This window comes from uncultured Tenacibaculum sp. (assembly GCF_947495995.1).
Classification (GTDB): domain Bacteria; phylum Bacteroidota; class Bacteroidia; order Flavobacteriales; family Flavobacteriaceae; genus Polaribacter.
In genome coordinates this window covers 857,119-882,703 of sequence record NZ_CANMAX010000001.1, presented here as the reverse complement: position 1 = coordinate 882,703, position 25,585 = coordinate 857,119, and the positions used below count along the sequence as shown (strand labels likewise).

Below are 25,585 nucleotides of genomic sequence, written 5' to 3'. Positions count from 1 at the left end.
CTTTATTTTATTAAAAATGAAGCGTTTATTTTTTCTTCTCTTTACTTTGATTATAAGACTGTGTTTTTAAAATTTAATAGCAATTGAAATAATATATACTTTATAAAGTTATTATAGTACCAATAAACTCAATACTAAACATTTAAAAAGTCGAAAATACTTTGCTAAATAATATTTTAGTAGTTTAGTGTTCTATAACCCATCCCCAAATTATGATTATGAGAAAACTATTTTTCTTCGTAACAGTGTTCACTGTTGCCAATATTTTGGCTCAAACAGAATCGAGTAAAAGAGAGCGAAAATGGCAAATTGGAATAGGAACTGCTGTTGTAAAATTTTCTGATGAAGATGCTGCTTTTATTGGAGATAAAAACATGATTCAGATTCCGCGTTTAAATCTTACCATACCAATTGGTAATAATTTATCTTTAGACGGAGCTATGTCTTTCAACTCTTTCGGAGTAGGATTTATCGATAATTCTGTGAAGTATTTTTCTTTAGATGGTTCTGTACGTTACAATTTCAATAATCTATCTGAAGATTTTGTTCCTTATGTTTTTGCTGGTGGAAGTTTGGTAGATTCTGAACGAAAAATGACACCAACTTTGAATATTGGAGCTGGATTAACGTATTGGATTTCAAAATCTTTTGGTTTAAATACACAAGTGTATTATAAACATTCGTTAGAAATGTTTGAAAGTATGCGTTCACACATTCAAATTACTGGTGGAATTGTTTATTCTTTTGACATCGGAAGTATGTTTGCAGGTAAACCAACTTCTAGTATTGGTGGCGCTTGTTATTTTAACCAACATTAAACCATTTAAAAATCAACCAAATAAATTTAAATTGTTATGAAGAGTCTTATTGTATTCCTTTTTTGTTCTGCTTCAATCTTTATGTTCATCAAAAATGAAAAGAAAACTACAGAAGCAAATCCAGATATTTCTTACGATTTGTGTCGTTTTAAAGGGAATAAGTTATACGGAAAAATAAGACTTGTTGAATATGCTTCTCAAGCTGATGTTCGTGTAAAAATCGTAAATTCTTTTCCCGATTTAAAGGTTAAGTTTGTTGAAAATAATGCCGACGATTGCGGTGAATGGGAAATCGTAGAATACGGCGAAGATCTGAAAGTATACATCACCGAAAACTTCCCTGATTTAAAAATCAAACCTGTAAATTCTTTTCCTGGTTTAAATCGCTAACATTAAAACGAATACATAATTCCGTTTGTTAATCGATATTGTTCTTTTGGAATTCCTAACACTGGAAATTCATCGTATTGATACGTAAATGTTGTTGCGAATCTTAATCTCTTTATAATTCTAAAACTCATAGTAGTTTGACTAGAAACTCTAAAATCTGAAAGTTTATCATATCTCGGCTGAAAATATGTTGTACTGGCAATCGATATATGTTTTGCAGGAAATAAACTCATAGAAAAATAAGAACTGTTTCTCCAATCTATATTGGTTACTCTTTGATCTAATTCTATTACTTTTTCGTTTTCATACATAACTAAATTCCCAAAATATAGCTTGTATTTCTCCGATTTAGACAATTTAAAGCGTAAACCGGCTCCAACTAAACCTCTGAATCGTATCGAAGCTATTTTGTTCTCCTGAGACTGTAAAAACGCTTCTAGAGCGATTTTATCACTCATTTTATAGTTATACCTTAGATGTTGTGAGTTTTTGCTTACAAGCTTCCTAGAATTCGCTTCTCGAAAGTCTAAATCGTTTATGAATAACCACAAATGCTTTTTTCTCTTGTATTGTACACGAATTCTGTTTGAAACTCCAAAAATTTTATTCCTGTTTTTTATCAAGTGTAAATCTAACCGTGCAAATCCAGACCAACCCGTAGTATCGGTTACTCTTCTTAAATTTTCTACATTAATAATCTGAGAGGATATGGTTAACGGAAATAATAAAATAGCGATGTAAATGTATTTTTTCATTGACTTGGCTTACTAACTAATCTTTGTTTCTTGAAATGCTGTGTAAAATTCTTTTTGAAGCTGATTACGTTGTTCTTCTTTATACTTTCTTGAAAAATGAACAGGAATAGGATTTTCAATTTCGGAACGTTTCATTATTTCTCCTGATTTAGCTGCATAACTATGAAAATTCTTTTCAGCTAAATCTTTATCTTCATTCAAGTAAAAAGATTCTATGTACACATTTTTACATCCTGAAAAATGTGTTTTTATTTTGATATGATTTTCTTCACTTGCAGCATGATCCATAATAATTCCTAAACTGTCTCCTTTTTCAATTTTAAGTAGATAAAATAGATCTTCTGCTTTGTAATTTTCATCCTCAATTCTAATTTCTTTTTCCTTTACATCACTTTCAAAAGCTTCTTTCAATTCTTTAACCCATTTGCCTGGTTTAAAATTTGTGTTTTTGATATCAATTTTTACTTTTTCTCTTTCTTGAAATCTATAAGCTACTGTTTGAATTTTATGATCTAACATCACACATGAAATATGAAAGTCTTTATCCTCAAAAATGAAATTGTTTGTTACTTTTTTCACTTTTTCTAACTCCCATTTTGCAGGTTTTAGTTCGTAAACCTCGTAGTAATTCTCTGATAACAATTCTCTTACTTCATAAGTAATTGCTCCTTCATTAATAAGGTTCCACGTGTAACCTTGTAACTTTGATTGTACTTGGGCTGCAATACCTTTTGGTCCACAAATAATCACATGTTCCTCAGTACCAATCTGATGCCTAATAATTGCATCAAAATTTATAAAATGATCGATATGTGTATGACTGATAAATACAGCTTTAACATTCTGTATTTCTTTAACTGTCAAACCACTAGCTTCTCCACAATCACATAAATAATTCCAAGAGTGGTTGTCTTTTTGTATCAAGATAGAAATATCTTCTTCTGAAGTACTTTTAACTGTAGTTGTAAACATTCTTTTCTTTTTCTTTATTTGGTTACAAAGAAACAAAAAACTAATACTATGAAAACAAAAAAGCGCTATTAAGTAAGTTTAATAGCGCTTTTTATATGTTGTAAAATGGATTAACCTAAATTAGTTATCGCATTTTGAATTCTTTTTATTGTAGTTTCTTTACCGACCATAGTCATAATTTCAAATAAGTCTGGTCCCGCTAATTTTCCTACTAAACTTAATCGTAATGGTTGCATTACTTTACCAAAACCAATTTCTTTTGAAGTTATCCAACCTTTAATTTCTGTTTGAGCGTTCTCTATTGAAAATTCTTCTATTCCTTCAATTACAGTAACTAACTCTGTCATTAACTCACCTGTAGTTTCTTTCCATTGCTTTTTAGCAGCTTTCGGGTCGTACTCTATAGGATCTTGGAAGAAAAAACTTGATAAATCCCAGAAATCTTGAACGAATACCGCACGCTCTTTAATTAAAGCAACTACTTTTTCAGCAAAATCTTTGTCAGTTGTAACTCCTTGGTTTTCAAGGATTGGTAAATATAACTCAACTAACTCATTGTCAGTTTTTTGCTGTAAATATTGTTGATTAAACCACTTTGTTTTATCTGGACTGAATTTTGCTCCAGACTTACTAACTCTTGCTAAATCAAACGCTTCAACTAAAGCTTCTAAAGAAAATAATTCTTGTTCAGTTCCTGGATTCCAACCTAATAAAGCCAACATGTTTACAAAAGCATCAGAGAAATATCCATCTTCTTTGTATCCACGTGTAACATTTCCAGTTTCTTCGTTAGTATACTCAAGGGGAAATACAGGAAAACCTAATTTATCTCCATCTCGCTTACCTAATTTTCCTTTACCAACTGGTTTTAAAATCAATGGTAAATGTGCAAATTTTGGCGATTCCCAACCAAATGCAGTATATAACAACGAGTGTAATGGGAGAGAAGGCAACCATTCTTCTCCACGAATTACATGAGAAATTTCCATTAAATGATCGTCAACAATATTTGCTAAATGATATGTTGGCATACCATCAGATTTAAATAAAATTTTATCATCCAATGTATTAGTATCTATTTTAATAGTTCCTCTAACTTCATCTTCTAGGATTAAAGTTTGATCTTGAGGTGTTTTAAAACGTACTACATATTTTTCTCCAGCTGCTATTTTTTGTTGTACTTCTTCTTCAGAAAGTACTAAAGAATTTACTAGTCTTCCTTTTTCACGATTGTGCCAATTGTAAATAAATGTTTTACCATTTGCTTCGTGATCTTTACGATGCGCATCTAGCTGTTCTGCAGTGTCAAAGGCATAATAAGCCCATCCGTTGGCTAATAATTCTTCTGCGTATTGTTTGTATAAATCTTTACGTTCTGACTGTCTGTATGGCCCAAATTTTTCATTTTTACCAGGTCCTTCATCAAAAGGAATATTACACCATTCTAAAGCATCCACAATATACTGTTCTGCATTAGCTACATAACGTGTTTGATCGGTATCTTCGATACGTAAAACGAATGTTCCATTATGTTTTTTTGCAAATAAATAATTGAATAATGCGGTTCTTACACCTCCCATATGTAATGGTCCCGTTGGACTTGGTGCAAAACGCACACGAACGTTATCAGACATTTTTTTAATTTTTTAACGTGGCAAAGATAGTTTTAAAAGACAAAGCAAAAAAGACAAAAAAAGAGAGTTTCATATGAAACTCTCTTCTCTATTATTTATGTGAAATTATATTATAACTTGTAGTATAAACCGAACGATAATGCAGGTGATTTAGCAACTCTTCGTCCGCTTAAAGCTCCACCTAAACCAACATTTGCTCCGAAGTTTTTATTGATTTCTCCAATAATTTTAAATCCGAAAGCTGCATAACTCTGATCGTTAACATATAAGCTCGTTAATAAGTTTGTAATAGGTTGTTGAACTTCTCCATTTTGGAAAGAAGCAACACCATCTAAAAACCCAGCTAACCATAACCAAGAACCAACTTTATAACCTGCTTCTCCACCTAATTTAAATGCAGAACTGTATTCGTTTGTTCTAATATCTACACCTGTAAATGCTTGAATATACCATTTATCGAATCCTCTACCAGCAGAAATAACTGGAGTAAATGTCCAAGCATCGTAACCAGTTCTTAAACCAGTTGCAGCGTCAAAACTTCCAGTGTTTGCTTCAACCATTAACTGACCAGAAATTAACCATTTTTTGTTATAAAAATTATGTCTAACTCCTAATTGAATGTTTCCTAGTGAAGTTTCTGAACCTTCAGCAGTTACAGATACTGGAGAAGCATTTACTAAATCTCCTGTAGAAACAAATTTAAGAGGTAAATTCGCTATTAATGTTGTTTTATCTGAAATACCATACTCAGCATATAATTGCAAAGTATTATCACTAATTTCTCTTTCTGTTTGAAAATCTGGATTACCAAAAATATCAGAATAGGAAGGTATTGTGGTGAAATTTAATTGTAAATAAGCTTCACCTTTTTTTTGTGTCCAAGGACTTTGTGCATAAGTGTTTACTGTTAAGCAGAAAAGTAAAAAATAAGCTAGTTTCTTCATGTTTTTAAATGTTTTCACTGTTAGTTTCAATATAAGTATTTTCCTTACAAAAAATGCCCAGAAATTTAATTTTCTGGGCACTTTAAATATATTATTCAGTTTTATTTTTAATGATGTTTTAAAATAAAGTCTCTGGTTTTTAACCAAGTATCAAAAATAAGTAGATCTTCTGAACTGTAATCGTGCATTGCAAAAGGGTACAATGTGTATTCATTTTCTACACCTAATTCGTTTAATTTATCTCGCAAACTAACTCCCTGATTTCTATCTACTAATTCATCTAAACCTCCATGAAATTGAATAGTTGGTGGTGAATCTGGAGTTGCTTGAAAAACTGGACTATTAGATTTAAAAAATTCTTCTGTTGGATCTACACCAGCAGAAGTTACTATTTGTCCTAAAAAAGTTGTTTCATCGTTGTTAGAAAGATCAGTTGGACCGACAATACTTACAACAGCATTTACTTGATTCTCTGTATCTAAAGTATAACTCCAAAACATTGCTAAATGCGCTCCAGCACTAACTCCGACGAAAGCTAACTCATTAGAAATCATGTATTCATTTCTTTTTGCCTTTAAATGATTTACTAAAGAAGTTATATCATCTGTTTGTGTTGGAAAAGGAGAAACTCCTGGTCTTGCCAGTCGATAGTTCATATTTACAACCGCATAATCTTTAAGTTCGCTTGTAATAATATCTTTAATAAAATTAACGTCTTCTTTACTTCCAGAAACCCAACTACCTCCATGAAGTAAAATAATAACTTTTGTGTCTAAACTTCTCCCTTGTGGTAAGTAAAGATCATATACTTGTCTTGCATCTGAACCATAAGAAAGGTTTAACCTAGATACTGCTTCTATGTTTTCTACTGTATCTGTGTTTTCATCAGAACAGCTTGCAAATACTAGTGTGAAAATTGAAAAAAATAAAAGTAATTTGTAAGATTTTATAATAATTTGAAAAAGTTTGATTTTACAATATACCTCGTTTTCAAGCCTATAGTTCTTAACATAGTTTTATTTTAGAATTTTTTAACTCATTTTTTTATTAAATTCATAAAAAAAGCCACTCTAAATTAGAGTAGCTTTAATTCTATTTAAAATATATTTTCTTAGTTAAAAGAACCTATACAACATAAACCGTTGCGAACAGTTCCTATACAAGATTCTGGAGTTGGTGCATCTAAAGCACATGGTCCTCCTTCAAATCCTACGAAACCATTTCCACCTGCATGATGTCTAGCAACACAACCAGTAGCTGTACAATTTGAACTTCCCCAGATTCCTCCTTGGATATTTCTTTGCTCTTTTTTAGATAAAATTTTAGTGTTTTGAAGCTTTAAAAATTCTTTTTTCATAATGTTTATGATTTATGAGGTTAATAATTCTTATAAATCTAGAATTATTTTTTTTCAAAAATGTTAAAGACTAGAGTTTTAAATATAATTTAACAAAAAGAACTGTTTTAAGATATTTAGTTGATTTTTAACTTTTCTATCAAGCTAGACCAAAAATAAAATTGATTATTTTTATGAGTTAATATTTTACTTTATGAGTGATTTCAATCGTATTGAACAAAAACTTCAACAGTTTAGCAGAAAATTCTACACAAATGAGTTAATTCGAGGTAGTATTTTATTTTTAACTCTTGGTTTACTTTATTTACTTTTTACTTTGTTTATAGAGTATTTCTTTTGGTTAAAACCTGCTGCAAGAACAGTTTTGTTTTGGTTATTTATAGCTGTTGAACTATTTCTTTTAATACGTTTTATATGTTTTCCAATTTTTAAACTATTCGGACTTAAAAAAGGAATAACAAATGAAGCTGCTTCTAAATTAATTGGTAATCATTTTCCTGAAGTACAAGACAAGCTATTAAATTTTCTACAACTTAAAAACAACACTAATACTTCTGAATTACTTTTAGCTAGTATCGATCAAAAAGCGGAAGAATTACAACCAATCCCTTTTACTAACGCAATTAACTTTTCTGTAAACGTAAAATATTTAAAATACTTAGTTATTCCTGTTTTTATTTGGTTATTAACTTTTGTAACTGGTTTAGGTGGTAAATTAAATGAAAGTTTAAACCGTGTAGTAAACCATAGTATTGCTTATAATCCGCCAGCACCATTTCTTTTTGAATTAACTTCAAAAAATTTAGAAGTAATAAAAGGAGATCCTTTAACTATATATGTTCAAACAAAAGGAAATATTATTCCGGAAGAAGCTAAAATCAATTTTAATAACGAATCATATTATTTAGATAACAACGGCGCAGGTTTATTCTCTTATACTTTTGAATCAGTAAATAAAAACATTCAATTTTTTATTGAAGCAAATAACATTAAGTCTACTAACTATCAAATAAATATTATTAATACTCCATCAATAAAAAATATTAGTATGGGTATTAATTATCCTAGTTATGTAAGGAAGAAAAACGAACAACTTTCTAATGCAACGAATATCACTGTTCCACAAGGAACATTTATAAATTGGAAAGTTCTAACTTCTGATACTGATAGCGTTACATACGTTACTAAAAGTAATTCTTCAAGTTTTAAAAATGATAAAAAAGATGAATTCACATATAAGAGAAGAATTTTGGAAGATTTGAATTATGTGATTAGTACCTCGAACAAAAAACTAAAGGATTATGAAAAATTAAATTTCACAATCAATGTGATTAATGATGAATTTCCGAGAATACGTGTAAAATCAAATATCGATAGTGTTTCTAGAGGTCCAGTTTACTTTGCTGGTGAAATATCTGATGATTATGGCTTCAAAAAATTAGATATGGTTTACTACGATATTGACAATCCTGAAAAGAAAAACACCAAATCAGTTGAAATTTCTAGGGAAAATGTGCAAAGTTTCTTTTCAAAGTTTCCTGACGGTTTAAATATCGTAGAAGGCGTAGACTATGAACTTTTCTTTGAGATTTATGACAATGATGCTATAAATGGCAATAAAAAAGCTACAAGTAAGAAATTTTCTTACAGAAAGAAAACTTCTGAAGAACTAGATAGAGAATTGTTAAATGAACAACAAGATTATTTAGAAAACATTCAGAATTCATTACAAAAGCAACAAGACAGTAAACAAGAATTAGAAAAAGTACAGTTTGATCTTCAAAACAAGAAGAATATGAACTGGAACGATCAGAAAAAGATTGAGAAATTAATTAAACGTCAAGAACAGTATCAAAACATGATGCAAAGGCAAACACAAAAATTGAAAGAAAATTTCTCTGAAAAAAAAGAGAAAAATGAGAGTCTACAGAAAAAGAAAGAGAATTTACAGAAGAGAATAGAAGAGCTTAAAAAATTACAAAAACAGAAAAAACTATTAGAGGAGCTTAAAAAAATGGCTCAAAAACTAAAAAAAGAAGATTTAATTAAAAAAACTAAGCAATTAGCACAGCAAAATAAACAAGAAGAAAAGAGTTTAGAACGTGTTCTGGAATTAGCTAAACAGTATTATGTTGAGCAAAAAATGAATCAAATTGCTGAGAAACTGGATGAGTTATCTAAGAAACAAGAAGAACTTAGTAAAAAAGACGATACTCAAAAAGAACAAGAGAAGTTAAAAGAAGAGTTTGAACAACAAAAGGAAGAGTTGAATTCACTTAAAAAAGAGAATGAAAAACTTAAACGTCCTATGAAAATTCCTTCTGTAGATCAATTAAAAAAGGAAGCTCAGCAAGAATTAAATAAAGTTCAAGAGAATCAAAAGAACAATCAGAACGAAAAAGCAAAGCAAAATCAGAAGAAAGCTGCTCAAAAAATGAAACAAATGAGTCAAAAGATGCAGCAATCTATGCAAATGATGAGTAGCGAAATGCAAGAGGAGAACATGGAAGATCTTCGAAGCATTGTTGAAAATCTAGTTACTTTTTCATTCGATCAAGAAACTTTAATGGAAAAATTCTCTGATATCAACTCTGGACATCCAAACTTTGGTAAATACTTAAAGAAGCAAAATCAATTAAAAACATACTTTGAACACATAGACGATAGTTTATTTGTATTATCTCTTCGCGTGCCAGAAATAAGCTCTAAAATACAAGATCATTTAGCAGATACACATTACAATTTAGATGAGTCTTTAGAAAACTTTACTGAAAGTAGATTTAGAATCGGTATCACAAACCAACGTTACGTTATGACTTCTGCTAATGAACTGGCTAATATGTTAAGTAACACTTTAGATGCAATGCAAAATGCACAGCCGGGTAGTGGAAGCGGAAAAGGTAAAAAAGGAAGTTCTTTTAGTTTACCTGATATTATTCAGAAACAAGAAAGTTTGATGGATAAAATGAAACAAGGAATGAAGAAAAATGGTAAGGATGGAAAACCTAAAGAAGGAGAAAACGGTCAACCAAAAGATGGTAAGAACGGCAAAAAAGGACAAAAAGGCGATAAACAAGGACAGCAAAAAGGAGAAGGACAACCAGGCGAAAACGATGATTTAAACGGTGAACTTTATGAAATTTATAAAGAGCAAAGTAAATTAAGACAACAATTACAAGATGCTATAAATAAAAATGGTAAAGGAGGAAATGGAGAAGGTAAAAAAGCATTACGTGAAATGGAGCAGTTAGAAAACGAAATACTAGAGAAAGGTTTCAATCAAAGTACACTTCAAAGAATGCAACGTTTAAACTACCAGCTTTTAAAATTAGATAAAGCTACTTTCGAGCAGGGGAGAGAAAAGAAGAGAAAATCTAACACCAATTTACAGCAATACAACAGAAATAGAATAAAAGAACTTGAATTTAAAAAGCAATATTACAATCAAACTGAAATTTTAAATAGACAATCTTTACCTTTGCAGCAAAATTACAAGAGGAAGGTTCAAGAATATTTTAATAACAAGAACGCTTCTAAAAAATAAAAATCTATTTAAAACTATCTAAAAACGATGAAAAGAATCTTATTCTTTGCATGTATATTGTTGGTTGCTGCAATATCTCATGCAAATAACGTTATTCAATTACCTAAACATTTCAAAGTAAAAAAAACATTTTCTGGCGATTTAAACGATACCGAATCATTCCATTTAGTCTTCTCAAAGAATAAAAAAACAAAAGAACAAACCATTCATTCCTACATTTTTGATGGTGATAAAACCTTAACACTTCCTTTAATCAACAGTAAAAACAAATATTCTGTGATTACTTTTCATTATGATAATGATGTTTTATCTGTGTTATTACAGTTCGAAAAAGAAAGAAAAAACTTTTTAAAACGTATTGATTATGATTTAAAACAGAGTACAGTTTCTGAATCTGATGTATTCAGTCATGAAGATATCTACTCTACAATACGTTTAAAAGACAAATCTATCTTAGTTTACAAATACGAAGACAGCATTTCTATAAACTCATATATGAACAACAAAAAACCGATTCGAAAGACATATAAATTCAAAGATCGTAACGATGAAGTATATAAGTTTTTTAAAGATAAATATGTATCGCCTATTAGAACAAACGAGTTTGTATCAAACGGAGCTACGAATAATCTTCGTTTATATTATCATGATAATGCTTTAACTTTCACAAAAGATGGTGATATAAAGCAGAGAGCAGTAGGATTTTTCAATATTGATATTTCTGACAAGAAACAATACAACATTACAGAAACTTTAAGTATTTCTTTAAAAGATGATGTATTGAAACCTACCTTAAAAACTTTTAACAACCCAAGTAAAAAGAAATTTAAAAAAGCTACTTCTTACTTTTTTAAAGGTAATTTATTCCAATTAGGATTATCAAAAACTGAAGGTTCTATACTTATATCTGATATTTCTACAGGTAAAAAACTAAACCAAATCACTATTGATTCTTCTATTTTAAACAAAATTAAAGCCAGTAAAGACTTCAAAGGATTAGAATATTTCCTTAAAAAAGCAGGTAAAAACAAACATAACGCTACTATAACAGTAAACGAAACTAAGACAGATAAACTAATTTTAAGAGTAGATTATGTAGATGCAAATTATACTTACAATTACAATTGGTGGCATCATCACATGATGTTTCAACAACATCAAATGATGCATCAAAATATAATGAACAATATAAGAACTAATTTACCAAGCAGATTTGGACCATCTCAACCAAATGAAGTATCTTTAAATTACGTAATAAAAAACAAAAAAGACAGATATTTTGAGCTTGTAATTAGTAAAGATGGTGAAATTTTTAATGAAGCTTTACCTGAAACTAAACATAAAGAAATAAACAAAAAAGAGTATATAGATAAACTTAAAAAGAACACTTCTTTATCTAAAAAATCAAGTTGTTTCCTTAAAAACACCTTTAGACATATCGGATATTCAAGAACTTTGAAAGGTTTAGTAATCCAAACAAATAAAATTAAATGATAACTTTTAACTACGAAACTGATTTTAAAATCCAAGATGAAGATAAAACATCGCAATGGGTTATTGAGTGTATAGAAAACGAAGAATTCGAACAAGGAGAATTAAACTATATTTTCTGTGATGATGAATATCTTCATAAGATAAACGTTGAATTTTTACAGCACGATACATTCACAGATATTATTAGTTTCGATTACACCATGGGTAAATTAGTAAGTGGTGATATTTTTATTTCAATAGAACGTGTAAAAGAAAACGCTTCGCAATTTAAAGTTCCATTCGAAGAAGAATTACACAGAGTTATTATACATGGTGTTTTACATTATATGGGTTATAAAGACAAAACAGATGATGAAAAACAAATCATGAGAGACAAAGAAAATACTTGTTTAAAAACCTTAAATTTGTAATCCGTTCCACGTGGAACGGATTTTTTTATATAATAGAATTTCCATTAAAAGATCACATATAAAATGAGTTTATTCACGACAACATATGATGTTATTGTAGTAGGAGGAGGACATGCGGGAAGTGAAGCTGCAGCAGCTAGTGCAAACATGGGAGCACATACACTTCTTATCACAATGAACTTACAGAACATTGCACAGATGAGTTGTAATCCTGCTATGGGAGGAATAGCAAAAGGACAAATTGTAAGAGAGATTGATGCTCTTGGTGGGTATAGTGGTATTGTTACAGATAAGACAGCTATACAATTTAAAATGCTAAACAAATCGAAAGGACCTGCAATGTGGAGTCCGAGAGCTCAATCGGACAGAATGCAGTTCGCTGAGTGCTGGAGGAACATGTTAGAACAAACAGAAAACTTAGACTTTTATCAAGATTCTGTTAATGGTTTAATCTTCGATGGAAATAAAATAATTGGAGTAAAAACAAACCTTGGTTTAGAGATAAAGGCTAAAACTGTAATCGTTACAGCAGGAACTTTTTTAAATGGTTTAATACATATAGGAGAGAAAACTTTTGGTGGTGGTAGAGCAGGAGAAGGAGCTTCTACTGGAATCACTGAAGATTTAGTAGAAAAAGGTTTTGAGTCTGGAAGAATGAAAACTGGAACTCCTCCAAGAGTTGATGGAAGATCATTAGATTATTCTCAAATGACAGAACAACCAGGAGATGAAAATCCTGAAAAATTCTCTTATCTACCTATAACATCTGTATTAAAAGAACAACGTTCTTGCTACCTTACATATACAAATCAAACTACTCACGATTTACTTAGAGAAGGGTTTGACAGATCTCCTATGTTTAACGGTAGAATTAAATCAACAGGACCTAGATACTGTCCTTCTGTAGAAGATAAAATAAATAGATTCGCAGATAAGGAAAGACACCAAGTTTTCGTAGAACCTGAAGGATGGAATACAGTTGAAATATATGTAAATGGATTTTCTACATCGCTTCCAGAGGACATTCAAGACAAAGCTATACGCTCAATTCCTGGATTCGAAAATGTAAAATTCTTTAGATATGGTTACGCTATAGAATATGATTATTTCCCACCAACTCAATTAACACATTCTTTAGAAACAAAACTAATAGAAAACTTATTCTTTGCTGGACAGATTAATGGTACAACTGGATATGAAGAAGCAGCTGCACAAGGATTAATGGCTGGTGTAAATGCAGCTTTAAAAACTCAAAATAAAGAACCTTTTATTTTAAAAAGAAGTGAAGCATATATAGGAGTTTTAATTGATGATTTAATCACAAAAGGAACTGAAGAACCATATCGAATGTTTACTTCAAGAGCAGAATACAGAACCTTATTACGTCAAGATAATGCAGACTTAAGATTAACACCTAAGGCATATAAATTAGGTTTAGCATCACAAGAGCGTTTAGACAGAGTAGAAGAGAAGAAACAAAGAACTGAAGACACTATAAACTTCTTAAAAAGCCTTAGCGTTAAAAAAGAAGAAATAAACCCGATCTTAAAAAGTAAAAATCTAGCTTCTATTAATCAATCAATGAAACTATATAAAATTGCGGCTAGACCTCAACTTTCATTTAACGATCTTTTATCAATAGAGAAATTGAATAATTATATTCAAGAAAATTCAATTAATAAAGAAATCATAGAGCAAGTTGAAATTCATTTAAAATACTCTGGTTATATAGAAAAGGAAAAAAGTAATGCTGATAAATTAAATAGATTAGAAAACGTTCCTATACCTTCTAATTTCGATTACACAAAAGTAAAGTCGTTATCATATGAAGCAAGAGAAAAACTTCTAAAAATAAAACCGACGAGCATTTCGCAAGCAAGTCGAATTAGTGGAGTTTCTCCAAGCGACGTCTCCGTATTATTAGTTTATATGGGTAGATAATTTTAAAACGTTCCACATGGAACGTTTTTTTTATTCTCTAAAATTAAAACCAAAAAAGCGAATGTTCCTTGTGGAACATTTTTTAAATTTACCTTTTTAAACCTAAAAGTTTCACGTGGAACTTAAAATAAAAAATAACTTGAACTACAATAAAAACACTTCCCTTTTTATAGATTGTAAAGATCATTCTGTAAGTAAAGAAAAATTTAAATTAATAAGAAACGAGGAATACGATTTATTAATCACAGAACCTATACCAGATAATTTAGGTTCATATTACGAAAGCGAAGAATATATTTCACACACAGATAGCAGTGAAGGAATAATTAATAAGATATATCAGAGTGTAAGAAAGTATACGATATCCAGGAAAATAAAACTTATAAATAATTACAGTAATAAAAGTAAATCTATATTAGACATTGGATGTGGCACTGGAGATTTCATAAAAGAATGTAAAAACAACAATTGGGAAGTTACAGGTATTGAACCAAATTCTAAAGCAAGAGATATAGGACGAACTAAAGATTTAGTTATATTTAATTCAATTGATGAATTAAATAATCAGAAATTTGATATTATAACTATGTGGCATGTTTTAGAACATGTAACCAATTTAGATGAGACTATTAATAAAATTAAAAACATGTTAACAGAAAATGGAACTTTAATTATTGCTGTGCCTAATTATAAGAGTTACGATGCTACTTATTATAAATCTTTTTGGGCTGCTTATGATGTACCAAGACATGTTTGGCATTTTTCAAAAAATAGCATCTCAAGAATCTTTGATAAATTTAAAATGGAAGTTGTAAATATAAAACCAATGTTGTTTGATTCTTTTTATGTTTCAATGTTGTCGGAAAAATATAAAAAGGGTAAAAATAATTTTATTATGGCTTTTATTATTGGTTTATATTCAAATTTTAGGGGATTATTCACGAAAGAATATTCATCTCACATTTATATCTTAAAAAACAAGAAATAATTATTTATACATAGTTTTAAAGAGACTTTATATATAATACATAAAATCATATTAGTTAAAAATAAAAACGCTTTAAATCTCATTATTTAAAGCGTTTATTATAATTAAAAATTATATTTATTTTATACTATATAGATTTTACTTACTAAGTAAATATACTCCAAAAATGGCAATCATAAAGTAAACTGCCAATGTCATTGCACCTGCATAATCTTTTGCTAATCTTTGACCGATTAAAAGAAATATTAAACTTAAAGCAGAAAGTATAGCTCCCGTTAATGCAATTTCTTTTGCTCCTGTGGTAAGTAAATGAAAAATTCCAACAAACATTAAAGCACCAGCTAAAATTTCCATAATTAAAATTATTGCTAGTAAAAAAGGAACAGAGTTTTTAAGAGGTGAATCTTTAAAATGTCCTTTTATAAAAGATAAGTTACCATTCCAATCAGTTACCTTATCAATTCCAGATTGTAAGAAAGTAACAATAAGAAATAATAGCAATAGTATTTCTGTGATGTGTTTTTGAATAAGTTCCATAAATAAAGTTTGTTTAGGATAAAATTACTACATATTGTAACAATTAAAAAAAAATGCGTCATATAAGTAACTTAAATAGCTATATTTATAAAAAATCAACTTAAAAAAATTTAACTATGTCATTATTAAGCAACCCTTTAGTACCAGTCATAATATTTTTATCAGTAATATTATTGATTTCTGCATTCTTCATAGTGAAACAACAAACTGCTGCTATTATTGAGCGTTTTGGTAAGTTTCACAGTATTCGACAGTCTGGTTTACATTTGAAAATACCATTAGTGGACCGTATTGCAGGTAAATTAAGCTTGAAAATTCAACAATTAGATGTTATAGTAGAAACAAAAACTTTAGATGATGTATTCGTACGTTTAAAGGTTTCTGTTCAATATAAAGTTATAAAAGATAAGGTATATGATGCTTTCTATAAGTTAGATTATCCACACGATCAAATTACAAGTTATGTATTTGATGTAGTTCGTGCCGAAGTTCCTAAAATGAAGTTAGATGATGTATTTGTTAAGAAAGATGATATTGCAATTGCAGTAAAATCTGAATTAAATGATGCAATGATGGAGTATGGTTACGACATTATTAAAACTTTAGTAACAGATATCGATCCTGATGCTCAAGTAAAAGCTGCAATGAACAGAATTAACGCTTCTGAAAGAGAAAAAATTGCTGCTCAATATGAAGGAGATGCTCAACGTATTTTAATTGTTGAGAAAGCAAAAGCTGAAGCAGAAAGTAAACGTTTACAAGGACAAGGTATTGCTGACCAAAGAAGAGAGATTGCTCGTGGTTTAGAAGAGTCTGTAGAAGTTTTAAATAAAGTAGGTATAAACAGTCAAGAAGCTTCTGCATTAATCGTTGTAACGCAACATTACGATACTTTACAATCGATTGGAGAAGAAACTAACAGTAACTTAATTCTTTTACCTAATTCACCGCAAGCAGGTAGCGATATGTTAAATAACATGGTAGCTTCATTTACTGCAAGTAATCAAATTGGTGAAGCAATGAAAAGAGCTAAAAACAAAAAGAAAGACGATACTGAATAGAAAATCTTTCTAAGCTTATAAACAAAGCCAGTAGTGTATAACTACTGGCTTTTTTACGTTTATCAAGTAAATATATACGTTCATCAAACAAAATAGTTAAGTATGTAAATCATTTATTTCTTTGTTATCAAATAATAAAACAATGAAAATGAAATACTTTAAAAACACTTGTATTATCTTAGGTTTAATAAGCTTATTTAATATTAAAGCTCAAGAGAATAACAAAGATTATAGTTCAGATATTAAAACTTTTGTAAAAGGTTTTCCTACTAATACAGAGTTATCGGTATTGGTTATAGATGTTGATAATTCAGAGTTTATTGGAGTAAAAAAGCTAAATGATACCGTAGATCTAATTGATAATAAAGAAAGTATTTTTGAAATAGGATCTATTACAAAAGTGTTTACAAATATTCTATTATCAAATTCTGTACAGAAGGGAGAAAGTAGTTTAAATGAGACTTTACAAAGTAACTTCAATTTTAAAATACATAAAGGAGACAGCATTACTTTACAACAATTATCGAATCATAGTTCTGGGCTTCCAGTATTACCAACAAACATTTATAGTAAGAGGGAGAAAACTCCAGATAATCCTTATAAAAACTATACTAAAGATGATTTATTAGCTTATTTAAAGACAGATTTAGATTATGCTTTTAAATCGGGTACAAAAAGTATTTACTCTAACTTAGGGATGGGATTATTAGGTTATATCGTCACAAAAAAAGAAAATAAGTCTTACGAAGAACTATTAAAAGAGGTAATTTTTAATCCGTTATCTATGAACAGTTCTTCTATGAATCTTATTAATAAAAATAAATTGGTAAAAGGTTTAAATGAAGATGGAAGTATAGCTAGCAATTGGGATTTTACAGATGCTATGGTTGGCGCAGGTGGAATTAAATCTACAACTAAAGATATGGAGAAATTCATACGTAAGAACTTCGAAAATGATGCTTTGTATACTTTACCATTACAAGAAACTTATGCTAAAAATAAAGTGGCTAAAATTGGTTTAGGATGGCAGATTATAGATAATAAAAATAAAAAGTTTTACTGGCATAATGGTGGAACTGGTGGATATAGATCTTGCTTAGTTTTTAGTAAACAATCTAAAAAAGCTGTATTGGTTTTATCTAATATTTCTGCTTTCAATAGTAAATCGGCAAGTGTAGATAACTTATGTTTTTCTATATTTAAGAAATTAATAAAATGATAAAAAAGAAAATATTTCTTGTTCTACTACACTTAACTTTCTGGTTATTAAGTTATCTATATATAACTTCTGGTAATTTAAGTTGGAATGGGTTTGGAAAAGAAGGAGGATTATTGAAAAAAGCATACCTATATGGTATGTTTTTTAATGCTACTTTATTTTATCTTCAGATTTTCTGGTTGGTTCCTAAATTCTATGTAAAGCAGAAAAAAACGAAGTTTTGGATTTATGCTATCGTTTTATTCTTTCTAATTACTTTTTTAGAAACATACCTTGATGTTAAACTTGCAATAGATAATAGAGTTTACGATTTCCATCCTATAGCCATTGCAATCATCTGGATTTATCATAACTCTGTTTTTCATTTTATATATTTTATTGTTGGTTTCTATTATCGATTTCAACAAGAATACATTCGATCTGAGCGTGTCAAACAAGAATTATTGGTTGAGAATCATAATGCAGAATTAAAGTACTTAAAAGCTCAGTTAAATCCACATTTTTTATTCAATGGAATTAACAGCATATATCATATCATCGGTAAAAATGATGCAAATGCTAAAAACACACTTCTCAAATTTTCTAACTTACTTCGATATCAATTGTATGAGAGTAATACAAACAAAATAGAACTGTACAAAGAAGTTAGTTATATTGAAGAATACATCAGTATAGAACAAATACGAAAAGGAGAAGATATTCATCTAGATTTCTCTATTGAAATCGAAAAGGAAAATAATTTGATTATGCCGTTATTATTAATTCCTTTTATTGAAAATGCTTTTAAATATGTTAGTAATCATAATGATTCGAAAGACAATAGAATATCTATAGTTTTAGAAGAAAAAAATAACATATTACAACTGATCGTAGAAAATACAAAAGACTCTTTAATACAAGGAAATAGGAGTGGAGGCATAGGTTTAAAAAACGTAAAAAAGAGATTAGAATTAACGTATAAAAATAAATACAATTTAGATCTTACAAATACAGAAAATACATATAAAGTAAAACTTGAAATTGATTTACATTGAGAAAAATTAACTGTTTAATTGTTGATGATGAACCTATTGCAAGACAAGGTATAAAAGAGTATTGCGATCAAATACCTGTATTGAATGTTATTGCTTTGTGTAAGAATGCAATTATTGCAAATGAACATTTACAATCACATGAAATTGATCTAGTATTTCTAGATATAAACATGCCTTTGATAACTGGTTTAGAATGGTTAAAAACATTACAAAAATCACCTTTGGTAGTAATTACTAGTGCATATTCTGAACATGCTTTAGAAAGCTTTGATTTTGATGTTATAGATTATTTGGTAAAACCTATTCCGTTTGATCGTTTTTTAAAAGCTGTTAATAAAGCAGAACGTTTACTGAATTCAAAAGATACTGTTGAAAACCTGTTTATTAAAACATCTAATTCAATTAAAAAGATTACTGTTGAGGATATTCTATTTTTAGAGTCGATGCAAAATTATGTGAAGATTATTACAAAAGAGGAAGTAATAGTATCGCATAGTACACTAAAACAAATGCTAGAACAATTACCAGAAGATTTATTTATTCAAACACACAAATCATATGTGGTATCTAAAAATAAAGTAAATGAAATAGTAGGTAATCAAATACTTATATATCAGTATAAAATACCTATTAGTGTACGATTGAAAAAAGAAGTAGTTACGAAGTTAATGCAATAAAAAAAGCTCACAAATTGTGAGCTTTTTATCTTATAGTGAAATATTATTCTTCTATTCTTTCCTCTTCGTCTTTCTTGGTAGCATCTTTGAATTCTTTGATACCAGTTCCTAAACCTCTCATTAATTCAGGAATTTTCTTACCTCCAAATAACAACAATACCACAACTAAGATTATTAATATTTGTGGTCCTCCAGGAATTCCTAATAAAATTGTTAATGTATTCATCATCCAAAATTTTGTAGTGCAAAGATATAAAAAACTTTAGTTACTTCTTTCAATAGTTCCACCAATTACTTTCTTTTCTTCAATTACTTCTGGCTTTCCTTTATAAAGAATAGTTCCTCCAAAACTTACTTTAGCATTAAGTGTTTCACCACTATCAATTTCAGCTTTAGCTCCAGAACCTGCAGTAACTGTTGAAACGTTAGTAACTTTTAGGTTATAACCATGATATGTTGCTCCTAAATCTAATTTAACAGTTTGATTTTTAGCTTCTCCTGAAAGTTTAATTACGCCACCAGAAGAACTTTTAACGGTTAAATGTTTAGTGTTAACAACTAAGTTCATAAATGCGCCTTCTTGTGCTTTGATCTCAACATGATTCTGATTGATTTCTTTACATGTTAATGTAACACCTTCATTAGCATCTATTGTTTGTATATCTTTATTAAAATATAATTTTGCTTTTACTTTTCCGTCTGCTGTTGTTTCAGGAAAACGAAGTAAAACTTTTAACTTCTTACCTTGTTGTTTAATCTTAACCTTATCTGCCTTTTCTCCTGTGATATGAATTTCTTGTTTATCTGACTTTATTAATTCAATATCAATACCATTATACACTTTAAGAATTTCAAAATCTTTAAGTTGCTTGGTAATTGTGGTTTGAGCAAATGTTACTAAGGATAAAAAACAAAGCTTTATAAAAAATATTTGTTTCATTATTAGGTGATTATGGATTTGTAAATAAAACTAAAAATTTAAATAAATAGTATATTTAAAAAGTTAAAGTTTAGTGAGAAATCAATTCAAAATCTAAATGTTTACGTTCAAGATCGGTATGTTTAACTTTTACAACTACTTGATCTCCAAGTTGAATAATTGCTTGTGTTGCTTGTCCAACAACAGCATATTGTTTCTCGTCAAAAATGTAGTAATCATCTTTAATGTCTCGAATACGAACCATTCCTTCACATTTATTTGATAAGATTTCAACATAAATTCCCCATTCTGTAACACCAGAAACCACACCTTCAAACTCTTCATCTTTATGATCTTGCATGTACTTGACTTGCATGTATTTAATAGAATCACGTTCTGCCTTTGCAGCAAGTTCTTCCATTTTAGAAGAGTGTTTACAACGTTCTTCATAAGTCTCTACTTTTGGCGTAGCTCCTCCATCTAAATAATGTTGTAACAATCTGTGTGTCATTACATCAGGATATCTTCGAATAGGTGAAGTAAAATGACTATAATACTCAAATGCTAAACCATAATGACCAATATTTTGTGTCGTATACACAGCTTTACTCATCGAACGGATGGCTAAAGTTTCAACCATATTTGCTTCTCCTTTTCCTTGTACTTCTTTTAAGAGTGTGTTTAAAGATTGAGAAGTTGTTTCTCTGGTTTGTGTATCAATTTTATAACCAAACTTAGATATAATATTCTGTAAAGAAGCTAACTTTTCAACATCTGGTTCGTCATGAACACGATATACAAATGTTTTATTGCTTGGTTTTCCACCTTTAGCTTTACCAATAAATTCTGCTACTTTTCTGTTAGCTAGTAACATAAACTCTTCAATCAGTTTATTAGCATCTTTTCCTTCTTTGAAAAATACTCCAATTGGATTTGCATTCTCATCTAAATGAAACTTAACTTCTACTTTATCAAAAGATATCGCACCAGCTTTCATTCGCTTACCACGCATTTTCTTAGCTAACTCATCTAATTTTAAAATAGCGTTTGAAATATTTTCATCAACAGTATATTCAGAACCAGTTAAAGAAACATTTTCAGGAACTACGTTCGTTTTACTTTCTATAATTGCTTGTGCTTCTTCATAAGCGAAACGTTTATCAGAATAAGTAACAGTTCTACCAAACCACTGATTTACAATCTGCGCTTTTTCATTCATTTCAAAAACGGCGGAAAAAGTCAATTTTTCTTCATTCGGACGTAATGAACAAACACCGTTCGAAAGCATTTCTGGTAACATAGGTACCACACGATCAACTAAATATACAGATGTTGCTCTGTCGTAAGCTTCATCATCTAAAATAGTTTTAGGTTGAACATAATGTGAAACATCTGCAATATGAATTCCAATTTCGTAATTACCATTTTCTAATACAGTGAACGATAAAGCGTCATCAAAATCTTTTGCATCTTTCGGATCAATAGTAAACGTAAGATCAGATCTCATATCTCTACGTTTAGCAATTTCTTCAGCAGTAATTTCTATTGATAATTTTTCTGCGTCTTCTTCTACTTCTTTAGGAAACTCATAAGGTAAACCGTATTCTAATAAGATAGAATGGATTTCAGTATCGTGGTCACCTGGTTTTCCTAAGATTTGAGTAATCTTTCCAAACGGATTTTTAGAGTTTTCTGGCCAATCTGTAATTTTCGCTACAACTTTATCTCCGTTGTCAGCTCCATTCAATTTTCCTTTCGAAACAAATATATCTGCATACATTTTAGAATTGTCTGGTAAAACAAAACCAAAATTTTTGCTCATTTGTAATGTTCCAACAAACTCCTGGCGTGCTCTCTCTATAACTTCTACAACATCAGCTTCGAGTTTTGATGTTTTTCTTTTGTTATACACATAAACTCTAACAATATCATCTTGTAAAGCTTTATTTATGTTTACTGAAGGAACAAAAATATCATCTTCAAAATCGTCACAAATAAAATATCCATTACCATTACTTGTTAAATCTATGGTACCTATATGATATTTACGATCTTCATTAATTTTATATTTTCCTTTTTCAACTTCAATAATTTTTTTTGTGCTCGCTAGTTCACCTAGCTTCTTTATAATCTGATTTTTTCCGTCTGTATCACTAACTGCTATTTTGCTAGCAATTTGTTTGTAATTAAAAGTCTTATTACTATCCTCATTCAATATTCTGAATATCTTTCTTGTTAAGTCTTTGATTACCTTACCTTTCTTCTTATAAATCTTCTTTTTTTTAGGCATATAATTATTTAAAATTTTTCGTACAACCAAAGTACAAAGAATTATTCTTAAAACTATTTCTTAAAAAAATCTTAAGAAAAATGTAACATCTCTTAAATTTTCTCGTCTTTATATAAACTAACTACTACAAAGTGAAAAACTTACGCAAAATAATTATCTTCTTTCTTGTAATATTCATTACAGGAATCATTATTGCTGCAGTAAGTATAAACACGACATTTAGTAAGAATGACTCAACAAAAGTGATTTCTTCTAAAAAAGACATTCATTACCTAATCAAAATTTCATAGTCCATTTTTCCTTATTAACAACTTATATTATTATTAATTGTTTTATTTAAAATTTTAAAAAAAAGAAAGCTGATTATAATAGTGTGTTAATTTGTGGAATTGTTTTCTGAATTTAAATTTGGTTTTATCACTTATTAAATGAAATTAACAATTTATAAGCATAAAAATAGACTGAAAATCAACTAAGAAATAGAGTTATTAACAATCCGTTTGATTAGAAATACACTTATTTTTATGAATAGTTAATTTCTTGTTCACTGTAAATAAATTGTAAATTTTATGTTGATAAATTCAAATTAAAAAACTAAAAAAAAAGTTGCATAATTCATGTAGATCGCTGTATTGTAAAAAAAACTCAGAAAGCCAAAAATTCTTTTGATAAACTTCTTAGTAGTTCTTAACAATTTAGAAATATTGATAAATCGTTTATTTTAAGATGTTTATTACCCTTTTAAAAAAAAGCATTGTTAATTACTGTTGATAACCGTTAATAACACTATTTTTGTGGCCAACAACACAATTAAAATCAAGAAATTATGACTATTGCTATTGGTAATGATCACGCAGGAACAGAATATAAGTTTGAAATCATCAAATTATTAGAAGAATTAGGTCATACTGTAGTTAATTTTGGAACAGATGATAATGGTAGTATGGATTATCCAGATACAATTCATCCAACAGCTAATGCAGTTGAAAATAATGAAGCCGATTTAGGTATTATTTTATGCGGAAGCGGTAACGGAGCACAAATGACTGCAAACAAACATCAAGGAATTAGAGCTGCGTTATGTTGGAACAACGAATTGGTTGCTTTATCAAGACAACATAATAATGCCAACATATTAACAATTCCGGCTCGTTTTGTTTCATTACAACAAGCATTAGGCTTTGTAAAAATTTTCTTAGCTACTGAATTCGAAGGTGGTCGTCACCAAAATAGAGTATCTAAAATCGCTTGTAGTTAATAACTAGTTAACAAATGGAATTTTTAGTAAAATATTTTAATGAGCTCTCTTTAAGGGAGCTTTATAGTTTATTACAATTACGTTCAGAAGTATTTGTTGTTGAACAAGATTGTGTATATCAAGATATCGATGGTAAAGATGATAAAGCTTTACATGTTTTAGGTGTAAAGAATAATGAAATTATAGCCTACACGCGTTTATTTAAACCATCAGATTATTTTGAAGAAGCTAGTATAGGTAGAGTTATTGTAAAACAGTCGGAACGTAAATATGGTTACGGTCACGATTTAATGAAATTCTCTATTGATACTGTTATTAACAAGTTTTCTACAGAAACTATAAAAATAGGTGCGCAAACTTATTTACAAAAGTTTTACGAATCTCACGGTTTTCAACAAGTTGGTGAAGGTTATATAGAAGATGGAATTCCTCATATTCATATGATAAAGAGTTAAATAAATTAAATAAGGCTACCTAAATTTTTAGATAGCCTTATTTTTTAAAACTCAATCATTTCACAAGTACAAAGTAAACTATTCCAATAAAAGCCACCAGGGCAGTCAAGTTCAATTTTACATCTGTTACGAGTGCGACTACCGTTAATATTTTTTAATTCTGTTTTGTTTAGTACAATTCCTAATTTTGAAATTTTCGAAAACATAATAATAGGTTAAAGGTTAATAAGTAATAAATTTATTAAATTAATTTAGAAACTTCTTTAACACCACCAGAAGGTAAATCGTTTAACCATATATTTCCTATTCGAACACGAACTAAACGTAGTGTTGGAAAACCAACTGCAGAAGTCATTTTACGAACCTGGCGATATTTTCCTTCTTGTAATATAATTGAAATCCAAGATGTTGGTCCGTGTCGATCGTCTCTAATTTTCATAGAACGTTCCGGAAAATTTGGAGTATTAATAACCCTAACTTTACAAGGTTTTGTCAGGTATTTTTCACCTTTAATTCCAATTTTAACACCGGTTTTTAACAATTTAATTTCTTTGTTAGTAATTGCACCATCTACTTGTACATAGTATTCTTTCTCTACTTTACCACGTGTCGTAATAAAATCACTTACTTTTCCATCGGTTGTTAACAATAATAAACCTTCAGATTTTACATCTAAACGTCCAATAGCCATTGTTCCTTCAGGAAAATCGTGTAATTCTCCTAACATTTTTTTCTGTCTCTTAGTTTGATTGTTGATAAACTGAGAAAGAAATCCAAAAGGTTTATGAATAATAAAATGACGATGTTCCATAATAAATAGTTAATCTGAAAAAGGAATCAAAATTACACTACTTTTTTCATAACTTAGCATATCTTATTTTATAATAA

At 29.2% G+C, this 25,585-nt stretch carries 24 protein-coding genes; 13 read left to right on the top strand and 11 right to left on the bottom strand.

All coding sequences use genetic code 11. The annotated features are described in order from the left end of the window. Window positions 1-218 precede the first annotated feature (218 nt). Together Q1A15_RS04045 and Q1A15_RS04040 are read left to right on the top strand one after the other, a co-directional pair. Window positions 219-818, top strand: coding sequence for an outer membrane beta-barrel protein (locus Q1A15_RS04045; protein WP_299619149.1), 600 nt, complete (start codon window positions 219-221; stop codon window positions 816-818). A 36-nt stretch (window positions 819-854) separates the two neighbouring features. Continuing rightward, on the top strand, window positions 855-1,208 hold the full coding sequence (locus Q1A15_RS04040) for a hypothetical protein (RefSeq protein ID WP_299619146.1): 354 nt from the start codon (window positions 855-857) through the stop codon (window positions 1,206-1,208). 2 nt (window positions 1,209-1,210) lie between these two features. On the opposite strand, the gene Q1A15_RS04035 is transcribed toward Q1A15_RS04040, so the two are convergent. The 6 genes from Q1A15_RS04035 to Q1A15_RS04010 all read right to left on the bottom strand — a co-directional run bounded on the left by Q1A15_RS04035 (window position 1,211) and on the right by Q1A15_RS04010 (window position 6,870). Further along, window positions 1,211-1,963: a DUF481 domain-containing protein gene (locus tag Q1A15_RS04035; protein ID WP_299619143.1), complete on the bottom strand. Its 753-nt coding sequence runs from the start codon at window positions 1,961-1,963 to the stop codon at window positions 1,211-1,213. Between the two features lie 12 nt (window positions 1,964-1,975). Continuing rightward, window positions 1,976-2,935, bottom strand: coding sequence for a peptidase (locus Q1A15_RS04030; RefSeq protein ID WP_299619140.1), 960 nt, complete (start codon window positions 2,933-2,935; stop codon window positions 1,976-1,978). Between the two features lie 110 nt (window positions 2,936-3,045). Next, window positions 3,046-4,569: a glutamate--tRNA ligase gene (gene gltX / locus Q1A15_RS04025; RefSeq protein WP_299619137.1), complete on the bottom strand. Its 1,524-nt coding sequence runs from the start codon at window positions 4,567-4,569 to the stop codon at window positions 3,046-3,048. Window positions 4,570-4,679: 110 nt separating this feature from the next. Continuing rightward, window positions 4,680-5,513, bottom strand: coding sequence for a hypothetical protein (locus tag Q1A15_RS04020; RefSeq protein ID WP_299619134.1), 834 nt, complete (start codon window positions 5,511-5,513; stop codon window positions 4,680-4,682). 107 nt (window positions 5,514-5,620) lie between these two features. Continuing rightward, on the bottom strand, window positions 5,621-6,373 hold the full coding sequence (locus Q1A15_RS04015; protein ID WP_363322667.1) for an alpha/beta hydrolase: 753 nt from the start codon (window positions 6,371-6,373) through the stop codon (window positions 5,621-5,623). A 251-nt stretch (window positions 6,374-6,624) separates the two neighbouring features. Further along, window positions 6,625-6,870 (bottom strand): hypothetical protein, encoded by a 246-nt coding sequence (locus Q1A15_RS04010; RefSeq protein ID WP_299619131.1) that lies wholly within the window; start codon window positions 6,868-6,870, stop codon window positions 6,625-6,627. 193 nt (window positions 6,871-7,063) lie between these two features. Here Q1A15_RS04010 and Q1A15_RS04005 point away from each other — a divergent pair, with 193 nt between their 5' ends. The 5 genes from Q1A15_RS04005 to Q1A15_RS03985 all read left to right on the top strand — a co-directional run bounded on the left by Q1A15_RS04005 (window position 7,064) and on the right by Q1A15_RS03985 (window position 15,247). Continuing rightward, window positions 7,064-10,414 (top strand): DUF4175 family protein, encoded by a 3,351-nt coding sequence (locus Q1A15_RS04005; RefSeq protein ID WP_299619128.1) that lies wholly within the window; start codon window positions 7,064-7,066, stop codon window positions 10,412-10,414. 27 nt (window positions 10,415-10,441) lie between these two features. Beyond that, window positions 10,442-11,908, top strand: a complete 1,467-nt coding sequence (locus Q1A15_RS04000) for a hypothetical protein (RefSeq protein WP_299619125.1) — start codon at window positions 10,442-10,444, stop codon at window positions 11,906-11,908. Beyond that, complete coding sequence (gene ybeY / locus Q1A15_RS03995) at window positions 11,905-12,318, top strand: rRNA maturation RNase YbeY (protein WP_299619122.1); 414 nt, start codon at window positions 11,905-11,907, stop codon at window positions 12,316-12,318. The genes Q1A15_RS04000 and ybeY overlap by 4 nt, the downstream gene beginning before the upstream one ends. A 63-nt stretch (window positions 12,319-12,381) precedes the next feature. Then, on the top strand, window positions 12,382-14,259 hold the full coding sequence (gene mnmG, locus Q1A15_RS03990) for a tRNA uridine-5-carboxymethylaminomethyl(34) synthesis enzyme MnmG (RefSeq protein WP_299619119.1): 1,878 nt from the start codon (window positions 12,382-12,384) through the stop codon (window positions 14,257-14,259). 139 nt (window positions 14,260-14,398) lie between these two features. Next, the gene (locus Q1A15_RS03985; RefSeq protein WP_299619116.1) at window positions 14,399-15,247 is read left to right on the top strand and encodes a class I SAM-dependent methyltransferase; all 849 of its coding nucleotides are present in this window, start codon (window positions 14,399-14,401) and stop codon (window positions 15,245-15,247) included. A gap of 138 nt (window positions 15,248-15,385) precedes the next feature. On the opposite strand, the gene Q1A15_RS03980 is transcribed toward Q1A15_RS03985, so the two are convergent. Next, entirely contained in the window at window positions 15,386-15,784 is a 399-nt protein-coding gene (locus Q1A15_RS03980) for a DoxX family membrane protein (protein WP_299619109.1), read from the bottom strand. Between the two features lie 116 nt (window positions 15,785-15,900). Here Q1A15_RS03980 and Q1A15_RS03975 point away from each other — a divergent pair, with 116 nt between their 5' ends. The 4 genes from Q1A15_RS03975 to Q1A15_RS03960 all read left to right on the top strand — a co-directional run bounded on the left by Q1A15_RS03975 (window position 15,901) and on the right by Q1A15_RS03960 (window position 19,775). Next, window positions 15,901-16,845 (top strand): SPFH domain-containing protein, encoded by a 945-nt coding sequence (locus tag Q1A15_RS03975; RefSeq protein WP_299619106.1) that lies wholly within the window; start codon window positions 15,901-15,903, stop codon window positions 16,843-16,845. A gap of 148 nt (window positions 16,846-16,993) precedes the next feature. Then, window positions 16,994-18,064 (top strand): serine hydrolase domain-containing protein, encoded by a 1,071-nt coding sequence (locus tag Q1A15_RS03970; RefSeq protein WP_299619103.1) that lies wholly within the window; start codon window positions 16,994-16,996, stop codon window positions 18,062-18,064. Beyond that, entirely contained in the window at window positions 18,061-19,098 is a 1,038-nt protein-coding gene (locus Q1A15_RS03965) for a histidine kinase (protein WP_299619100.1), read from the top strand. Before Q1A15_RS03970 ends, Q1A15_RS03965 begins: the two co-directional genes overlap by 4 nt. Beyond that, window positions 19,095-19,775 carry a LytTR family DNA-binding domain-containing protein gene (locus tag Q1A15_RS03960; RefSeq protein WP_299619097.1) on the top strand — a complete coding sequence of 227 codons (681 nt, stop codon included), beginning with the start codon at window positions 19,095-19,097 and terminating at the stop codon, window positions 19,773-19,775. The genes Q1A15_RS03965 and Q1A15_RS03960 overlap by 4 nt, the downstream gene beginning before the upstream one ends. Before the next feature lie 43 nt (window positions 19,776-19,818). Here Q1A15_RS03960 and tatA read toward each other — a convergent pair whose 3' ends face one another. The 3 genes from tatA to rnr form a co-directional block, all read right to left on the bottom strand. Further along, window positions 19,819-20,001, bottom strand: a complete 183-nt coding sequence (gene tatA, locus Q1A15_RS03955) for a twin-arginine translocase TatA/TatE family subunit (RefSeq protein WP_299619093.1) — start codon at window positions 19,999-20,001, stop codon at window positions 19,819-19,821. A gap of 36 nt (window positions 20,002-20,037) precedes the next feature. Continuing rightward, a complete protein-coding gene (locus tag Q1A15_RS03950) occupies window positions 20,038-20,715 on the bottom strand; it encodes a head GIN domain-containing protein (protein ID WP_299619090.1) in 678 nt (225 codons plus the stop codon). Between the two features lie 70 nt (window positions 20,716-20,785). Then, entirely contained in the window at window positions 20,786-22,984 is a 2,199-nt protein-coding gene (gene rnr / locus Q1A15_RS03945) for a ribonuclease R (RefSeq protein WP_299619086.1), read from the bottom strand. An 826-nt stretch (window positions 22,985-23,810) separates the two neighbouring features. On the opposite strand from rnr, the gene rpiB reads away from it, so the two are divergent. After that, window positions 23,811-24,242 (top strand): ribose 5-phosphate isomerase B, encoded by a 432-nt coding sequence (gene rpiB / locus Q1A15_RS03940; RefSeq protein WP_299619083.1) that lies wholly within the window; start codon window positions 23,811-23,813, stop codon window positions 24,240-24,242. A gap of 14 nt (window positions 24,243-24,256) precedes the next feature. Then, entirely contained in the window at window positions 24,257-24,697 is a 441-nt protein-coding gene (locus Q1A15_RS03935) for a GNAT family N-acetyltransferase (protein ID WP_299619080.1), read from the top strand. 241 nt (window positions 24,698-24,938) lie between these two features. Here the strand turns inward: Q1A15_RS03935 and Q1A15_RS03930 are convergent, their stop codons facing one another. Further along, window positions 24,939-25,508: a pseudouridine synthase gene (locus Q1A15_RS03930; RefSeq protein ID WP_299619077.1), complete on the bottom strand. Its 570-nt coding sequence runs from the start codon at window positions 25,506-25,508 to the stop codon at window positions 24,939-24,941. Window positions 25,509-25,585: the final 77 nt, after the last annotated feature.